Below are 14546 nucleotides of genomic sequence, written 5' to 3'. Positions count from 1 at the left end.
ATACTGTGTGAACACTCGGCGACGGATGTCTACCCGGCCGTGTCGCCCTCATCCCGCGGGGTCTGCGTGGCCGCGAGCACCGCTGGGGTGAACAGGAGCCCGAGCACCACGATCGAGGGCACCAGGAGCGCCCAGCCGAGATCCGGACGCGCGTACAGCCCCTGGAAGCAGCCGACGGCGACGGCGATCTGCACGACCTGCCAGGTCACCGCGGCGCCGCGGATCCAGCCGCGGCGCCTCAGGGAATTGACCGCGATCGCGGTCACCCAGGCGGCGGCGATCAGCACGATGATCAGGATCGCGACCCCGCTCGCGAGCGAGGTCGGCGTCGCGGTGAGAAGCTCGAGGACGAGCCAGACCACCGCGGCCCAGAGCAGGGCGGCCTCGGCCCAGAGCAGGCCGGCGAGGAGAAGGAGTGCGGGCGCACGACGCGGGCGGAACGCACCGGCGTCACCGTCCGGACGCTGGTCGAACTGTTGATTCACAGAGATATCCCATACCAAACTATTGATTTGACCCCACCATTATGCGACCATAATTGAGGCCCGGTTGACGCTCACAGGGACGTGAGCCCTATGAATGCGTAAATCGCTTACCTTCCTGCAATCGGCAGCCTCTCATCTTCGGCCAATCGGCCAGGCACCCTGCAATAAAGGAGCATCTCTATGGACTGGCGCGACAAAGCGGCCTGCCTCACCGCCGACCCGGAATTGTTCTTCCCTGTCGGTAACACTGGACCCGCTGTGGACCAGATCGAGAAGGCCAAGTCTGTGTGTGCCCGTTGCAATGTGACCGAGGTGTGCCTCCAGTACGCACTGGAGACCGGACAGGATTCCGGCGTCTGGGGCGGCCTGAGCGAAGACGAACGCCGCGCCCTCAAGCGCCGTGCCGCACGGGCGCGCCGCGCGTCCTAGCCCCACCGCCCGTGTCCTGAGACCTGGCGCGCCGCCCCCGCGGCAGTCAGGTCTCACGCATGTACCGCAGGGGAATCTCGATCGTCACTTCGGTGCCGCTGCCCATCATCGTGTGCCAGTCGATGCTCCCGCTGAGCTCGCCCTGGATCAAGGTGCGCACGATCTGCGTGCCCAGTCCCGATCCGACCTTGCCCTCGGGAAGACCGGAACCGTTGTCACGCACGCGCACCGTGAGGGTCTCTTCGTTGCGCTCGGCCTCGATCACGACTTCGCCCTCCCGGCCGGCGAGGCCATGCTCGACCGCGTTCGTGACGAGCTCCGTGAGCGCGAGCGCGAGCGGGGTGGCGAAGGCGCTCGGCAGAACGCCGAAACTGCCGGACAGCTTCGGGTGCGCCGTCGTGTTGTGAGCGGATGCGACCTCGGCGATCAGGAGCAGCACCCGGTCGAAGACGACGTCGAAGTCGACCTGCTGGTTCAGCCCCGTCGACAGGGTGTCGTGGACGACAGCGATCGCCGCGACCCGGCGCATGGCCTGGTTGAGCGCCTCGCGCGCGGTATCGGAGTGGGTCCGCCTGGCCTGGATCCGGAGCAGCGACGCCACGGTCTGGAGGTTGTTCTTCACCCGGTGGTGGATCTCCCGGATGGTCGCGTCCTTCGTGATGAGCTCGCGCTCCTGGTGGCGCAGTTCGGTCACGTCGCGGCAGAGCACGATCGCGCCGATCCGCTGGCCGCGGTTGCGGATCGGGATCGCGCGGAGCGAGACGGTCACCCCGCGAGCCTCGACATCGGTTCGCCAGGGAGCCCGGCCGGTGACGACGAGCGGGAGCGATTCGTCGACGACGACCGTGCCGGTGAGCAATCCCGTCGTGACCTCGGCGAGTGACTCGCCCTCGAGCTCGTCGACGAAGCCCATCCGGTTGAAGGCGGAGAGCGCGTTGGGGCTCGCGAAGGTCGTGACACCGTCGAGGTCGAGCCGGATCAGGCCGTCCGAGGCGCGCGGGGCGCCGCGGCGCGGGCCGGTCGGAGCGCCGAGATCGGGGAAATCGCCGGAGGCGATCATCGCGAACAGGTCGTTGGCGCAGTCGTTGAAGGTAAGTTCCTGGCGGCTCGGCGTGCGCGCCTCGCTGAGGTTCGTGTGCCGGGTGAGCACGGCGACGGGCACGGGTGCGATCTGGGAACCGGTCGTGCTGAGCCGGCGCATCACGGGGATCGCCCTGACGCGGGTCGGAGTCTCCTCGTACCAGTCCGGGGCCGTCGTATCCACGATCCTGGCGGACTCGAAGGCCTCCGTCACCTGCTGGCGCCATTCCCCCTTGATTCCCTGCCCGACGAAGTCGCGGTAGAACAGGGTCGCGGCGCTCGAGGGGCGCGCGTGCGCGACCGCCACGAAGCTCCCGGTCGTGCCGGGCACCCACACCACGATGTCCGCGAAAGCAAGGTCGGCGAGGAGCTGACCGTCCGCGACGAGCATGTGGAGCCAGTCCACATCCTCGGCACTGCTGCGGCCCTGGGCAAGTACGAGATCACTGAGCGTCGACACCCTGCCAGCCTAGGTCCCCCTGAACGAGGAAAGTGACTGGGGCGACCATGAATCGGCGCGCGGTGTCATGCTGGTCAGATGAACCCCACTCCGGGCAGGCCCGATCGCACCCTGATCGCCGTTCTGTCCGTGATCGTAGTTCTGGTCATCGTCGCGCTCGTCGTCGTCTTCTCCCGCGGAGCGCCGGAGCAGCTCGGCCAGGCGACCCCGGCCGGTGTCGTCCAGCGCTACTCTGCCGCTGTCATCGACGGCGACGAGCAGAAGGCGGCCGGATTCCTCACCCCGCACGCCCTCGCGAGTTGCGACGCGGTCGGCGGCCGGGCCGCCGGCGACCTGAGGGTCACGCTCGTCTCGACGACGGAGCGGCCCGGTTCGGCCGACGTCACGGTGTCCATCGTCACCTCGGAGGATGCCGGCCCCTTCGGGTCCTCGGAATACGAGAGCCAGGAGGTGTTCGACCTGCTCACGGTCGACGGCGCCTGGAAGATCGACTCCGCGCCCTGGCAACTCGCGATCTGCCCGGGCACCACGACCTCGACGGATGCCCCGTGATCGTCGGGGCAGGTCTCCTGGTCGCGCTCGGCGTCGTCATCGCCGCCATCGTGATCGGGGTCCGCCGGTCGCCGGCACCGCGGGGAGGGTCGGCCCAGCCGACGGTCCGGCGCCTGATCGCCTTCGTCCTCCTGTTCGCCCTCGTCGTGATCGCCGCGATCGGTCTGGCCGGGCTGCTGGGGCGCCTGCTCGATGCGGGTAATGCTCTCGCAGGGGATGACGTCGCCGGACTCGCCCGCTCGCTCGCCTTCACCCTGGTCGCCGGCCCCTTCGCCGCCCTGCTGTGGTGGGTGCTCCGGCGGCGCCTGGACGGCGAAGATCGGTCGTCCCTCGCCTGGGGCCTCTACCTCGCCGGCATACGCACCGTCGCGCTCGTCGTCGCCTCGACCGCCCTGCTCGGCTCCGCAGCGGCCCTCGTGCGCGCGGACTGGCAGCCGCGCACCCTCGCCACCGGACTGGTCTGGGCCGCCGTGTGGGTGTGGCACACGTGGATGTCCAGGAATCCGGCCACGCATCCGCTGCGGCTCCCGACGGCGGCGATCGTTCTCGGGAGCGTGTTCGGTCTCGTGATCGGTACCGGCGGAGCCGTCACGGCGCTCGGCGCGCTGCTCGACTCGGCCATCACCGGGTCGGGGGCATCGACGTTCGCGGGTGCCCAGTGGTGGTGGCTCCCCCTCGAAGGCCTGGTCTGGTGCGCCGGCGGCGGCGCCGTGTGGTGGTGGCACTGGCTGCACGACAGGGCAGTCACCCTCCGCGGCGGGCTCGCCGACGTCGCTTTCATCGCCAGCGGAATCGGCGGAGCGGCGATCCTCACCCTCGCCGGGGCGGGCACAACGGTGTTCGTGCTGCTCAGGCTCGGCTTCGACCGCTCAGGCGCGTTCGGAAACGCCGAGTCCCTCACCGTCATCCTCGATCCCCTCGGCAACGCACTCGCGGCGGCGTCGATGGGCGCATTCGTCTGGGCCTATCACCGGGTCCTGGTTCCAGTCCGCGGCGACCAGACCCGGCAGGCGGCCGGCCTGGTCGTGTCCGGCATCGGGCTCGTCGGTGCGGCCTCCGGGCTCGGGGTCGTGGTGAACTCCCTGCTCGCGGCACTCGCGCAGCCGCTCGCCGACTCGAACCCGCGCACCCTGCTGCTCGGCGGCATCAGCGTCATGATCGCGGGCGGACCGGTCTGGTGTCTGGCCTGGCGTCCGCTGGCCCCGGCCGATCCATCCACAAGCTCCGCGACCGCCCGGCGCGTCTACCTGATCCTGGTCTTCGGTGTCAGCGCCGTCGTCGCGCTGGTCGCCCTCCTCCTGATCGGCTACCGCATCTTCGAGTTCGGTCTCGGGTCCGCGTCCGGGTCCCCATCCGGGAGCAGCCTGCTCGAGCGGGTGCGCGCCCCGCTGGGGCTCCTCATCGCGACCGGCCTCGCCGCCGGGTACCACTTCGCCGTCTGGCAGCGCGACAGGGCCATGAGCGCCGCGACGCCGGGCCGGCAATGCACCATCGGACGGGTGATCCTGGTCACCGGCGCGTCCCCCGAACCGCTCCGGCGGGCGATCACCGAGAACACAGGGGCATCCGTGACCGTCTGGGCGCGGGCAGAGGGCAACGCAGACACAACAGCAGACGCAGGCGCCGAAGCGGGCACGGACAGCACTGCAGGCGGCCCATCCGCCGCGGAGATCACCGCGGCCCTCGACGGGGTCACCGGCAAACGGGTGCTCGTCGTGACGGGCCCCGGCTCCGGGGTCACCGTGATCCGGCTGCGGGACTGAACCTCGGGCACCGGCGTCAGGACGCCGGATTCAGAGCGCGGGTTCAGAGGGCGGGGTTCAGAGGGCGGGGTTCAGAGGGCGGGCGCCCGGCGACGCCACGGCATCCGCCCCAGTCCCCGGCCCCGCGCCCGCACCGGTTCGGGCAGAAGCTCCCTGTGCACCAGACGCAGGATGCCCGTGCGTGCGGGCGACTTCGGCGCGGCATCGCGCAGCGTGCGGCCGGTCAGCACGGCAGCGTCGGCGCCGGACTGGTCGTGCGGGACCAGGAACGGGGCGTGGATGCCGCCGAACCGGCGCAGCGCTGCGACGACCTGCCGGTTGGCGTCGATCCCGACGGCGCTCGGCCGCACCCGGTTCATCACGACGCTGACCCTGTCCGTCGAGACCGCCTCGGCGAGTTCGGCCCACGACCGCAGGAATCGGGCAAGCCCGACGGGGTCGGCAAGCCCGCACGCGACGACGTGGTCCGCTGACCGGAGCGCGGTCAGCGTCGCAGCGTTCCGCCGCGGCGCGAACAGGTCGCTCGAGATCTCCTCGTCGCTTTCGAGGCTGAAGCCGGTGTCGAGGACGACGTAGTCGGCCCACTTCCGCAGCACCTCGATGGTCTTCGAGACGCGCTCGCCCGACAGCTCCGGCCAGCGCGACGGGCGCCCGATGCCCGTGAGCACCCAGAACGCGCCGCGCGGCGAGGTGTAGCGCTGCGCGATGCGTTCGAGTTCCGGCCGGGTGAGGCTGTCGGTCCCTGCGAGGCGGCAGGCCGCGGCGAAACCGGGCGATTCGTCGAGCATCCCGAGGGCCGGCGCGATCCCGCCTCCGTAGCTGTCGACGTCGACGAGCGCCACGGTGTGGCCCGCCGCCGCGACCTCGGCGGCGATGTTGATCGCGAGCGTCGTGCGGCCCGGCGCGCCGGAGGGCCCCCAGACCGCGATCACGGTGCCACGAGCGGACACTGTGCGCGTGGCCTCCCGCTCGGCGACCCGCAACGGGATCACGACGCCGGCCTCAATCACCGCCTCGATGCCCGCCCATTCCGCTGTCGCGTCGATCACGTCGAGGAGGCCGAGTCCCGCCGCGTTCCTGCGGTCCTGGTCGGTCGCGGCGAGGGCGATCACGCGCACACCGTGCTCGTCGCACGCCCGGATCACGGCGGCACTCAGCGTCGCCCGTCCCGCGCTCACGAGCGCGACGTCGGCCTCTGTGCGGTCCAGGACAGCGAGCAGTTCCGCTCCCCCCGACAGCCGGGCGAGGACGGAGTGCCCGTACTGCACGATATCCGCGAGGAGGCGGTCTTCCGTCGAACGGTCGAGCGCGAGCAGCAGCCGGGCCATGGTCAACCTCCGAGGGGCTGGTTGACCGGAACGACCGCGATCGCCGCTCCGTTGGCGATCGCAGTGAGTACGGCGGCGACGGCCTCCCTGGGCACCCGGAGCTCGACCGAGCGGCGGCCGGCTCCCACCGAAAGCCCGCCCGGTTCAAGCACGCGCACCACCCCGGCCTGCCCGACGAGCACGGCAGGCGGCCCGAATGCACCCCGCTCGGTCTGCGGCGAGGACCACACGTCGACAACAGCGCCAGGCGCGACCGCCTGCGCGAGGGCGTCCGTCGGTTCGACGACGACCGTCGTCACGCCCGCCTCAGCGGATGCGCCGACCGCGGACACCGGGATCAGCTCGCCTGCTGCGACGGTCCTGGCCAGGACCAGGCCGTCCGCGGGCATCCGCTCGGGGGTCACGTAGAGCGGGAGCGCGCCGTCCAGGCGGACCTGGCTGAGCTCGAGGTCGGCGGCCGTGACCCGGTCGCCGACGATGAGGGCGCCACGGGCGGCGTAGACGGCGGTCGTGCGGTCGCTGCCTGCGACGACCGCAGAGACGCCGCCGACCGCACCGAGCACGAGCACCAGGCCGATGAGCAGGCGCGGGTCGAACCAGGCTCCCGGGCGTCGTGCGCGATTCGGCCTCGAGACCATGGTCGCCCCTCTCCTCGGCGAGGGCAGCTGCCGCCCGCCTGATCAGTGGTCTCTATCGTCGCCGTTCCCGGCCCACGGCGGGAAAGTTATCCACAGGCTGTCGTTTTCCCGGCGGGACACCGCGGGAACCCCCGATAATCGAAGCATGAACGCTCCCGACGCCTATCGTGGGCTGGGCCGCTTCCTCACCCTCGCGGACACCGCCGACATACTCGCCCTGACCGCGGCAGAGGTGAGCGAGCTTGTGCACACGGGCGAGCTTCCTGCCATCCGGATCGGCCCGTCCGCGCCCGAGCGGATGCAGCACTGGCGCGTGGAGCGGGTCGTGCTCGAGTCGTACATCGAGGCCAAGTACGAAGAGGCCAGGCGGCTGTCGCTGTGGGAGCAGTCCGACTACGCGAACATCCCCGAGCTCTCCGGCGGCACGATCATCCGGCCGCCCGACTGAACCCGGCCGGCGCGGTCAGGGCAGGCACAGCAGCTGGATCCCGGCGAGGGGAATGATCCGGTATTGCCTCACCTCGGAGCTGCGGCGCGGCACCCCGCGGTCGTGCATCGCGAGGTCGATGTGGTCGCGACCGACCCGGTCGATCGTTCCACTGAGGAGACCACCCGGCGTGTGCACCTCGACGAACCTGCGCCGCCTGGCCAGGTCGCGGAGCACGAAGGCGAACCCGATGCGGTCGACGACCCCCGACCCGGGTTCCGCGGGCGCGGCGAGGGAGGCACGCACCTCCGCAGACTGCAGGATCACCCCGGCGATCGCCGCGATCGGAACGACGCACTGCGGAGCGCCCCGGGCGGGGACACCGGGCGGGGCCGTCCCTGCCGACGCCGTTGGCGTGTCGAGGATCTCGGCGGCGAGCCAGTCCCGCCCGAACGTCGTCGGGCGGATGGCCAGCGTGACCCCGGAGGTGAGCACCAGCCGCACGACACCGCCGCCCGCGCGCGGGCCCGAACCGGCGCCCAGGCCCATCAGCCGGTGCCGCAGCGATAACCGGCCGAGCCGGAGCCGTTCCTCTTCCGCGCGCAGCTCGAGGTCCTCGGCGTTCAGCTCGTGTTCGAGCTGTCCCTCGAGGTCGTCGAACAGGTTGTCCCAGCGCACACACACGACGCTAACTCGCCGCGAACCGGCCAGCCGGGTTATCCACAGGACATATAAGCGCTCGACACCGCGGGCATCCGCTGGTTGAGTAGCGAACCTGCACCTCAGCACCCGGAACCCCCGGAGGAGTCATGAGCGATTCAGTCGGCAAGAGTGAGCAGGCGAGCGCCCGAGCGGAGCGGTTCGCCGAGGAAGATTACTTCGGGCAGCAGCCGAGTTCCCGCGGGCAACTGCCGGATCCGGAGCCGCTGCTCATCAACCTCACCCGGTGCGTGATCGAGGTGCTCTCCGGGGCCCGCGAACTCGACCAGCTCGCGCGCTGGGTGAGCGACGACGTCTACCGGCACCTGCTGAAACGGGTCGTCCTCTCCAACCGGGCGCGGGCGGTCAAAGGGCTCCGGGCGCAACGGCCCACGATCTCCATCGGCAGGGTCACCATCACGGAACCGAGGGACGGGGTGGTCGAAGCCGTCGTCATCGTGCACAGCAAGGTGCGGGTGCGCGCGGTGGCGTTGCGCCTCGAGGGCCTCGACAACCGCTGGCGGGCCAGCGCGATCAACGTGCTGTGACGGCAGTATCCCCTGCAGCTCGCGACTCCGGGTCCGCGCCGGCCGCCGGACCGGCACCCAGGCCCACCGCGGGAAGGATCACCCCGTCGATCAAGGAGATCAGGAATTCCCTGTCGATGGTCTTGCGCTCGAACAGGATCCGCATGGAGGCCATGGCCGTGGTCACGGTCGACAGGTTGTCGATGTCGCAGCGCGACGAGATCTCGCCGCGCTCGACGGCCCGGCGCAACAGGAAGCGATGCGCGGTCACCCGGGGTTCGACGACGGAGACGCGGGCGGTTTCGGCGAGCTCGGGCGAGTGGGCGAGGAGGGACATCAGGCCGGCGATGACCCGGAGCTTCTTCTCGCCGTCCTCGATCGAGTGCGGCTTGATCATGGCGATCAGGTCCCCGCGCAGCGTGCCCGTGTCCGGGAGTTGGGACAGGTTCAGGTCACCGTTCTTCATGCACGCGACCGCGTCGATGACAAGTTCGCCCTTCGAGGGCCATCGCCGGTAGAGGGTGGCCTTGCCCGCTTTGGCCCGGGCCGCGACCATGTCGATGGTCATGCCCTCATACCCGCATTCGGCGAGCACGTCGACGGCAGCGGCGAGGATGTCAGGGTCGCGGGTGTGGTCCCGTCTGCGTCCGAGCTTGACGGGCTCCGTCTCCTCGGCGGGATCGAGCTGCGTCGTCGCCACACTCACCACTTTCTGATCGAAGTCTTCTGATCGAATGTTACCCGGAGGTAAATTCAGGAACTGTTAAGATCCGGAACTCCACAGTATCGTATATAGTCGCCTTCATGCCAAAGACTTCCGCCACTTCGTCCACTCTAACGAGCACGCCCGTGCCGCATTCCCGGCGCTGGTGGACCCTCAGCACCGTCGCCCTCGCCCAGCTCATGGTCGTACTCGACTCGACCGTGGTCAACATCGCCCTGCCCTCCGCGCAGACCGACCTCGGCTTCTCCAACGGAGACCGCCAGTGGATCATCACCGCGTATTCCCTCGCGTTCGCGAGCCTCCTCCTGCTCGGCGGACGCCTGTCCGACCTGATCGGCCGGAAGCGCACCTTCATCATCGGACTGATCGGCTTCGCAGCCGCCTCGGCACTCGGCGGTGCGGCAGGCACCTTCGGGCTGCTCGTCGGCGCCCGGGCCCTGCAGGGCGCGTTCGGCGCCCTCCTCGCCCCGACCGCCCTCGCCGTTCTCACGACGACGTTCACCATTCCGAAGGAACGCGCCCGTGCCTTCGGGATCTTCGGAGCGATCGCCGGTGCCGGCGGCGCCGTCGGACTGCTCCTCGGCGGCTTCCTCACCCAGAACCTCGACTGGCGCTGGAACCTCTACATCAACATCCCCATCGCCGTGATCGGGGTGATCGGTGCGATCGTCTTCGTCGACCACCTCGAGCGCACCGGCCCGCGCCCGAAGCTCGACATTCCCGGCACGATCCTGGTCTCCGGAGCCCTCTTCGGCCTCGTCTACGGCTTCTCCAACGCCGAGACCGACGGCTGGGACTCACCGCTGACCTGGGGCATGCTCGCGGGGGCCGTCGTGCTGCTCGTCGCGTTCGTGCTGTGGCAGCGCCGTGCCGCGCATCCGCTTCTGCCGCTCGTGATCGTGCTCGACCGCAACCGCGGTGCCGCGTACCTCTCGGTGCTGATCGCCGGCGCAGGCATGTTCGGCATCTTCCTGTTCGTCACGTACTACCTGCAGGTCTCACTGGGCTACACCCCGGTCCAGACCGGACTGTCGTTCCTGCCGATGATCGCCATGCTCGTCGTCGCGGCCCAGTTGTCGACGAACATCTTCGTGCCCCGGTTCGGCCCGAAGATCATGGTGCCGTTCGGCATGACGCTCGGAGCCCTCGGGATGATCTACCTGACCCATCTCGACCTGGGCAGCACCTACGCCGCCGACATACTGCCGCCCCTGATGATCCTCGGCTTCGCGATGGGCTCGATCATGCCCGCCTCGATGCAGACGGCGACGCTCGGCGTCGACCGGCAGTTCGCCGGGGTCGCCTCCGCGATGGTGAACACGAGCCAGCAGGTCGGCGGGTCGATCGGCACCGCTCTTCTCAACACGCTCGCCGCGACCGCCGCGACGAACTTCCTGGCCGCGAACACCCCGCTCACCGCTGCGGTGGCCGCGGATGCCGCAATCCACAGCTACGCGGTCGCATACTGGTGGGGCGCCGGCTTCTTCGCCGTCGGCGCGGTCCTCGCGGCGCTGCTCTTCCGGCGGATGGGCCATGGCGTGTCGCTCTCGAACCCGCACGGCACCCCCGCGGCAGCGCCCACCGAAGTGCCGCTTCCGGTGCACTAGGCACGGGTCGCACACGACGGAAGGCCGGGTCCCTCGGGACCCGGCCTTCCGTCGTGTGCGACGGGCGGTGCTACTTCTTGCCCTGGGCCCGACGCTCGGCGCGGTTCACCGGAACGGCCGGCGTCCCGGAGTCGCGCTGGCCGAAGGCGCCGCGACGGGGAGGACCAGCGGGAGCCGCTGACTCCTCCGCAGGGGCATCTCCTGCGTTCGCGTCCGTCTCGGCCCGGCGGGCACGGTCGGTCGCGGCCTGCTGGATCTGGCCGCGCTGGTTGCGCACCTCGACTCCGCCGGAATCGCTCGGTGCGGTGTAGCTGAGCTTGTCGGCACCGGAATCCTCACCGGGGGTGAGGCCCTTGGCGACGACGACGGGCGCGGCGACGGGATCTGGCGCCTGGTTGACCTCGACCTCGAGGTTGAACAGGAAGCCGACGGTCTCCTCGCGGATCTGGCCCATCATCTGCTGGAACATGGCGAAACCCTCACGCTGGTACTCGACGAGCGGGTCACGCTGGGCCATCGCACGGAGGCCGATGCCGTCCTTGAGGTAGTCCATCTCGTAGAGGTGCTCGCGCCAGCGGCGGTCGATCACGGAGAGCACGACGCGGCGCTCGAGTTCGCGCATGGCCGGGGAGCCGAGGCTGGCTTCGCGCTTCTGGTAGGCGACCCGAGCGTCGGAGAGGATCTCCCTGCGCATGAAGTCGCGGTTGATCCTGCCCCGGTTGCCTGCCTCGGAGATGACCTCGTCGATGGTGATGCCGACGGGATAGAGGGTTCTGAGCTCGGTCCACAGCGCGTCGAAGTCCCAGTCGTCGCCGTTGCCCTCACCGGTGTGCACGCTGAGAACCTCGTCGATCACGTCTTCCAGGAAGCGCTGGGTGCGCTCGTGGAGGTCGTCACCCTCGAGGATGTGACGGCGGTCGCCGTAGATCGCTTCGCGCTGGCGGTTGAGCACGTCGTCGTACTTGAGCACGTTCTTGCGAATCTCGGCGTTGCGGCCCTCGACCTGCGACTGGGCAGAGCGGATGGCGCGGCTCACGACCTTGGATTCGATCGCCATGTCATCCGGCACACCCTGGCGGCTCATCAGGCTCTCGGCGGCTCCCGCGTTGAAGAGGCGCATCAGGTCGTCGGTCAGGGACAGGTAGAAGCGGCTCTCTCCCGGGTCGCCCTGGCGTCCGCTGCGTCCGCGGAGCTGGTTGTCGATGCGGCGCGATTCGTGGCGCTCTGTGCCGAGAACGTAGAGACCGCCGGCCTCGACGACCTTCTCGGCTTCCTCGGAGACCTTCGCCTTGACCGCGGCGAAGACGTCGTCCCACTCGGTCTCGTATTCTTCGGGCGTCTCGATGGGGCTGAGGCCCTTCGCGTTCATCTCGGCGACGGCGAGGAACTCGGCGTTGCCACCGAGCATGACGTCGGTTCCACGACCGGCCATGTTCGTGGCGACCGTGACGGAGCCGAGGCGACCGGCCTGGGCGACGATCGCGGCTTCCCGCGCGTGGTTCTTCGCGTTGAGAACCTCGTGGCGGACCCCGCGCTTGGCGAGCAGGCGGGAGAGGTATTCGCTCTTCTCGACGCTCGTCGTTCCGACGAGGACGGGCTGGCCCTTCTCGTGCCTGCCGACGATGTCCTCGACGACCTGGCCGAACTTGGCCTCCTCGTTCTTGTAGACGAGGTCGGACTGGTCGATGCGCTTCATCGGCTTGTTGGTGGGGATCGAGACCACGCCGAGCTTGTATGTGCTCATGAACTCGGCTGCCTCGGTCTCTGCGGTTCCGGTCATGCCGGACAGCTTCGTGTAGAGCCGGAAGTAGTTCTGCAGGGTGACTGTCGCGAGGGTCTGGTTCTCGGCCTTGACCGCGACACCCTCCTTGGCCTCGATGGCCTGGTGAATGCCCTCGTTGTACCGTCGGCCCATCAGAATGCGACCGGTGTGCTCGTCGACGATGAGAACCTCGCCGTTCATCACGACGTAGTCCTTGTCCTTCTTGAACAGGGCGTTCGCCTTGATCGCGTTGTTCAGGAACGAGATCAGCGGGGTGTTCGCCGATTCGTAGAGGTTGTCGATGCCGAGGTAGTCCTCGACCTTTTCGATGCCGGGTTCGAGCACGCCGACGGTGCGCTTCTTCTCGTCGACCTCGAAGTCGACCTCGGGGACGAGCCGCTTGGTCAGGCTCGCGAACTCGGTGAACCAGCGGTTCGCCTCGCCAGATGCCGGGCCGGAGATGATCAGCGGGGTGCGGGCCTCGTCGATCAGGATCGAGTCGACCTCGTCGACGATCGCGTAGTAGTGGCCGCGCTGGACCATGTCGGCTGCCTGCCACGCCATGTTGTCGCGCAGGTAGTCGAAGCCGAACTCATTGTTCGTGCCGTAGGTGATGTCCGCGAGGTACTGGTCGTGGCGCTGCGCGGGGGTCTGGCCGGAGAGGATGCACCCGGTGGTCATGCCGAGGGCACGGAACACGCGGCCCATCAGCTCGCTCTGGTAGCTCGCGAGGTAGTCGTTCACGGTGATGATGTGCACACCGCGGCTTGTGATGGCGTTGAGGTACGCCGCGGTCGTCGCGACGAGCGTCTTGCCCTCACCGGTCTTCATCTCGGCGATGTTGCCGAGGTGCAGGGCCGCCCCGCCCATGAGCTGCACGTCGAAGTGCCGCAAGCCCAGGGTGCGGGTCGAGGCCTCGCGTACGGCGGCGAACGCCTCTGGCAGCAGGTCGTCGAGCGACTCGCCGTTCGAGTAGCGTTCCCGCAGCACGACGGTTTCGTTCTTCAGCTCCTCGTCGGTGAGTTGGCTGAAGTCTTCTTCCAGCGCATTGATGGCTTTCGCATACTGCTCGAGACGACGCAGAACGCGTCCTTCACCAACACGAAGAACCTTTTCAAGGATTGAGGCCACGAATGCACTCCACTAGTCACGGCGCCGTTACGCCTGTCGTCTCGGTGAGATGAACCAGGGTCTGGCTGCTCACGCGACGGATTGAACCACGCCGGCACTGTTGTGCGCCGGTGTGCGGCAACTATAACAATGCTAGTTGGTCAGGGAGTGCACTCGACGGCCTACCGGACGCCTTACTCGGCGGCGACCCGCAACTCCTCGCTGTTCTCGGCCAGTTCGATGACCCCGTAGTCCCAGCCCTTGCGGCGGTAGACCACACTCGGCCGGTTCGTCTCGGAGTCCTGGAACAGGTAGAAGTCGTGCCCGACGAGTTCCATGAAGTACAGGGCGTCGTCGACGGTCATCGGGGCGGCGGAGAAGACCTTGCGGCGGATGACGACCGGCGTGTACACCTCGTCCGCTTCCTCCTCGGCGGCGGTGGCCGCGGCGGCCGCCTCCGACTCGGTGGGGCGGATCACCCGGATGACTCCGGTGCGCACCTCGTCGAGGGTTTCGGCGTCGGCCGGCTTGATGTCGACGACGCTGAAGTCAACGGATGCCGCGTCGTGCAGCGAGGTGGGGCGGTGCGCTCCGCCACGGTGCAGCTTCTGGCGGTCCTTGGCGCGGCGCACGCGCTCGAGGAGCCGTCCGAGTGCCACGTCGAAGGCTGCGTACTTGTCCGAACCGTCCGCTTCAGCGCGGACGATGGGACCCTTCCCGATCAGGGTCAGCTCGACCCTGTCATTGCCGGTGGCTGAACCCTTTTCGCGGTTCCGGCTGAGCTTGACTTCGAGGGCGAGGGCCTTGTCGGCAAGGCCGGCGATCTTCTCAGCCTTTTCCGACGCATATGACCGGAAACGATCAGTGATCCCCAGGTTTCGTCCGACGATATTAGTTTCCATGACGACCTCCAGATCTGGCGAACCGCCCGGTCCCGGGCGATTGGTGCGCGCCT

The 14546-nt window shown here is 69.0% G+C and carries 14 protein-coding genes; 6 read left to right on the top strand and 8 right to left on the bottom strand.

Annotated elements, in window-relative coordinates; translation table 11 throughout:
* Positions 1-29: 29 nt before the first annotated feature.
* Complete coding sequence (locus E3O46_RS13875; protein ID WP_134449765.1) at positions 30-485, bottom strand: hypothetical protein; 456 nt, start codon at positions 483-485, stop codon at positions 30-32.
* Positions 486-665: 180 nt separating this feature from the next.
* Here E3O46_RS13875 and E3O46_RS13870 point away from each other — a divergent pair, with 180 nt between their 5' ends.
* Positions 666-914 carry a WhiB family transcriptional regulator gene (locus E3O46_RS13870; protein WP_035837005.1) on the top strand — a complete coding sequence of 83 codons (249 nt, stop codon included), beginning with the start codon at positions 666-668 and terminating at the stop codon, positions 912-914.
* A 46-nt stretch (positions 915-960) separates the two neighbouring features.
* Here the strand turns inward: E3O46_RS13870 and E3O46_RS13865 are convergent, their stop codons facing one another.
* Positions 961-2454 carry a sensor histidine kinase gene (locus E3O46_RS13865; protein WP_134449764.1) on the bottom strand — a complete coding sequence of 498 codons (1494 nt, stop codon included), beginning with the start codon at positions 2452-2454 and terminating at the stop codon, positions 961-963.
* Between the two features lie 78 nt (positions 2455-2532).
* Between E3O46_RS13865 and E3O46_RS13860 the strand changes: the two genes are divergently transcribed.
* Both E3O46_RS13860 and E3O46_RS13855 read left to right on the top strand, forming a co-directional pair.
* Complete coding sequence (locus E3O46_RS13860; RefSeq protein ID WP_134561907.1) at positions 2533-3006, top strand: LpqB family beta-propeller domain-containing protein; 474 nt, start codon at positions 2533-2535, stop codon at positions 3004-3006.
* Positions 3003-4769, top strand: coding sequence for a DUF5671 domain-containing protein (locus tag E3O46_RS13855; RefSeq protein ID WP_241987426.1), 1767 nt, complete (start codon positions 3003-3005; stop codon positions 4767-4769). The genes E3O46_RS13860 and E3O46_RS13855 overlap by 4 nt, the downstream gene beginning before the upstream one ends.
* Before the next feature lie 71 nt (positions 4770-4840).
* On the opposite strand, the gene E3O46_RS13850 is transcribed toward E3O46_RS13855, so the two are convergent.
* Together E3O46_RS13850 and E3O46_RS13845 are read right to left on the bottom strand one after the other, a co-directional pair.
* Positions 4841-6097: a CpaE/TadZ family protein gene (locus E3O46_RS13850; RefSeq protein WP_174775134.1), complete on the bottom strand. Its 1257-nt coding sequence runs from the start codon at positions 6095-6097 to the stop codon at positions 4841-4843.
* A 2-nt stretch (positions 6098-6099) separates the two neighbouring features.
* A complete protein-coding gene (locus E3O46_RS13845) occupies positions 6100-6735 on the bottom strand; it encodes a hypothetical protein (RefSeq protein ID WP_134561906.1) in 636 nt (211 codons plus the stop codon).
* 145 nt (positions 6736-6880) lie between these two features.
* Here E3O46_RS13845 and E3O46_RS13840 point away from each other — a divergent pair, with 145 nt between their 5' ends.
* Positions 6881-7183 carry a helix-turn-helix domain-containing protein gene (locus tag E3O46_RS13840; protein ID WP_134449761.1) on the top strand — a complete coding sequence of 101 codons (303 nt, stop codon included), beginning with the start codon at positions 6881-6883 and terminating at the stop codon, positions 7181-7183.
* 15 nt (positions 7184-7198) lie between these two features.
* On the opposite strand, the gene E3O46_RS13835 is transcribed toward E3O46_RS13840, so the two are convergent.
* Entirely contained in the window at positions 7199-7840 is a 642-nt protein-coding gene (locus tag E3O46_RS13835; RefSeq protein WP_134449760.1) for a hypothetical protein, read from the bottom strand.
* A gap of 131 nt (positions 7841-7971) precedes the next feature.
* Here E3O46_RS13835 and E3O46_RS13830 point away from each other — a divergent pair, with 131 nt between their 5' ends.
* Positions 7972-8409, top strand: a complete 438-nt coding sequence (locus E3O46_RS13830; RefSeq protein WP_241975493.1) for an Rv3235 family protein — start codon at positions 7972-7974, stop codon at positions 8407-8409.
* Here the strand turns inward: E3O46_RS13830 and E3O46_RS13825 are convergent.
* Entirely contained in the window at positions 8396-9088 is a 693-nt protein-coding gene (locus E3O46_RS13825) for a TetR/AcrR family transcriptional regulator (protein ID WP_134449759.1), read from the bottom strand. The genes E3O46_RS13830 and E3O46_RS13825 overlap by 14 nt on opposite strands.
* Positions 9089-9192: 104 nt before the next feature.
* On the opposite strand from E3O46_RS13825, the gene E3O46_RS13820 reads away from it, so the two are divergent.
* Complete coding sequence (locus E3O46_RS13820) at positions 9193-10719, top strand: MFS transporter (protein ID WP_134449758.1); 1527 nt, start codon at positions 9193-9195, stop codon at positions 10717-10719.
* 70 nt (positions 10720-10789) lie between these two features.
* On the opposite strand, the gene secA is transcribed toward E3O46_RS13820, so the two are convergent.
* Positions 10790-13612, bottom strand: a complete 2823-nt coding sequence (gene secA / locus E3O46_RS13815; protein ID WP_134449757.1) for a preprotein translocase subunit SecA — start codon at positions 13610-13612, stop codon at positions 10790-10792.
* 173 nt (positions 13613-13785) lie between these two features.
* Positions 13786-14493 carry a ribosome hibernation-promoting factor, HPF/YfiA family gene (hpf, locus tag E3O46_RS13810; RefSeq protein ID WP_134449756.1) on the bottom strand — a complete coding sequence of 236 codons (708 nt, stop codon included), beginning with the start codon at positions 14491-14493 and terminating at the stop codon, positions 13786-13788.
* Positions 14494-14546: the final 53 nt, after the last annotated feature.

It is taken from the genome of Cryobacterium glucosi (genome assembly GCF_004402235.1).
Lineage (GTDB): Bacteria > Actinomycetota > Actinomycetes > Actinomycetales > Microbacteriaceae > Cryobacterium > Cryobacterium glucosi.
The sequence above is the reverse complement of the archived record's forward strand: the minus strand, read 5'-3'. Positions and strand labels throughout refer to the sequence as shown.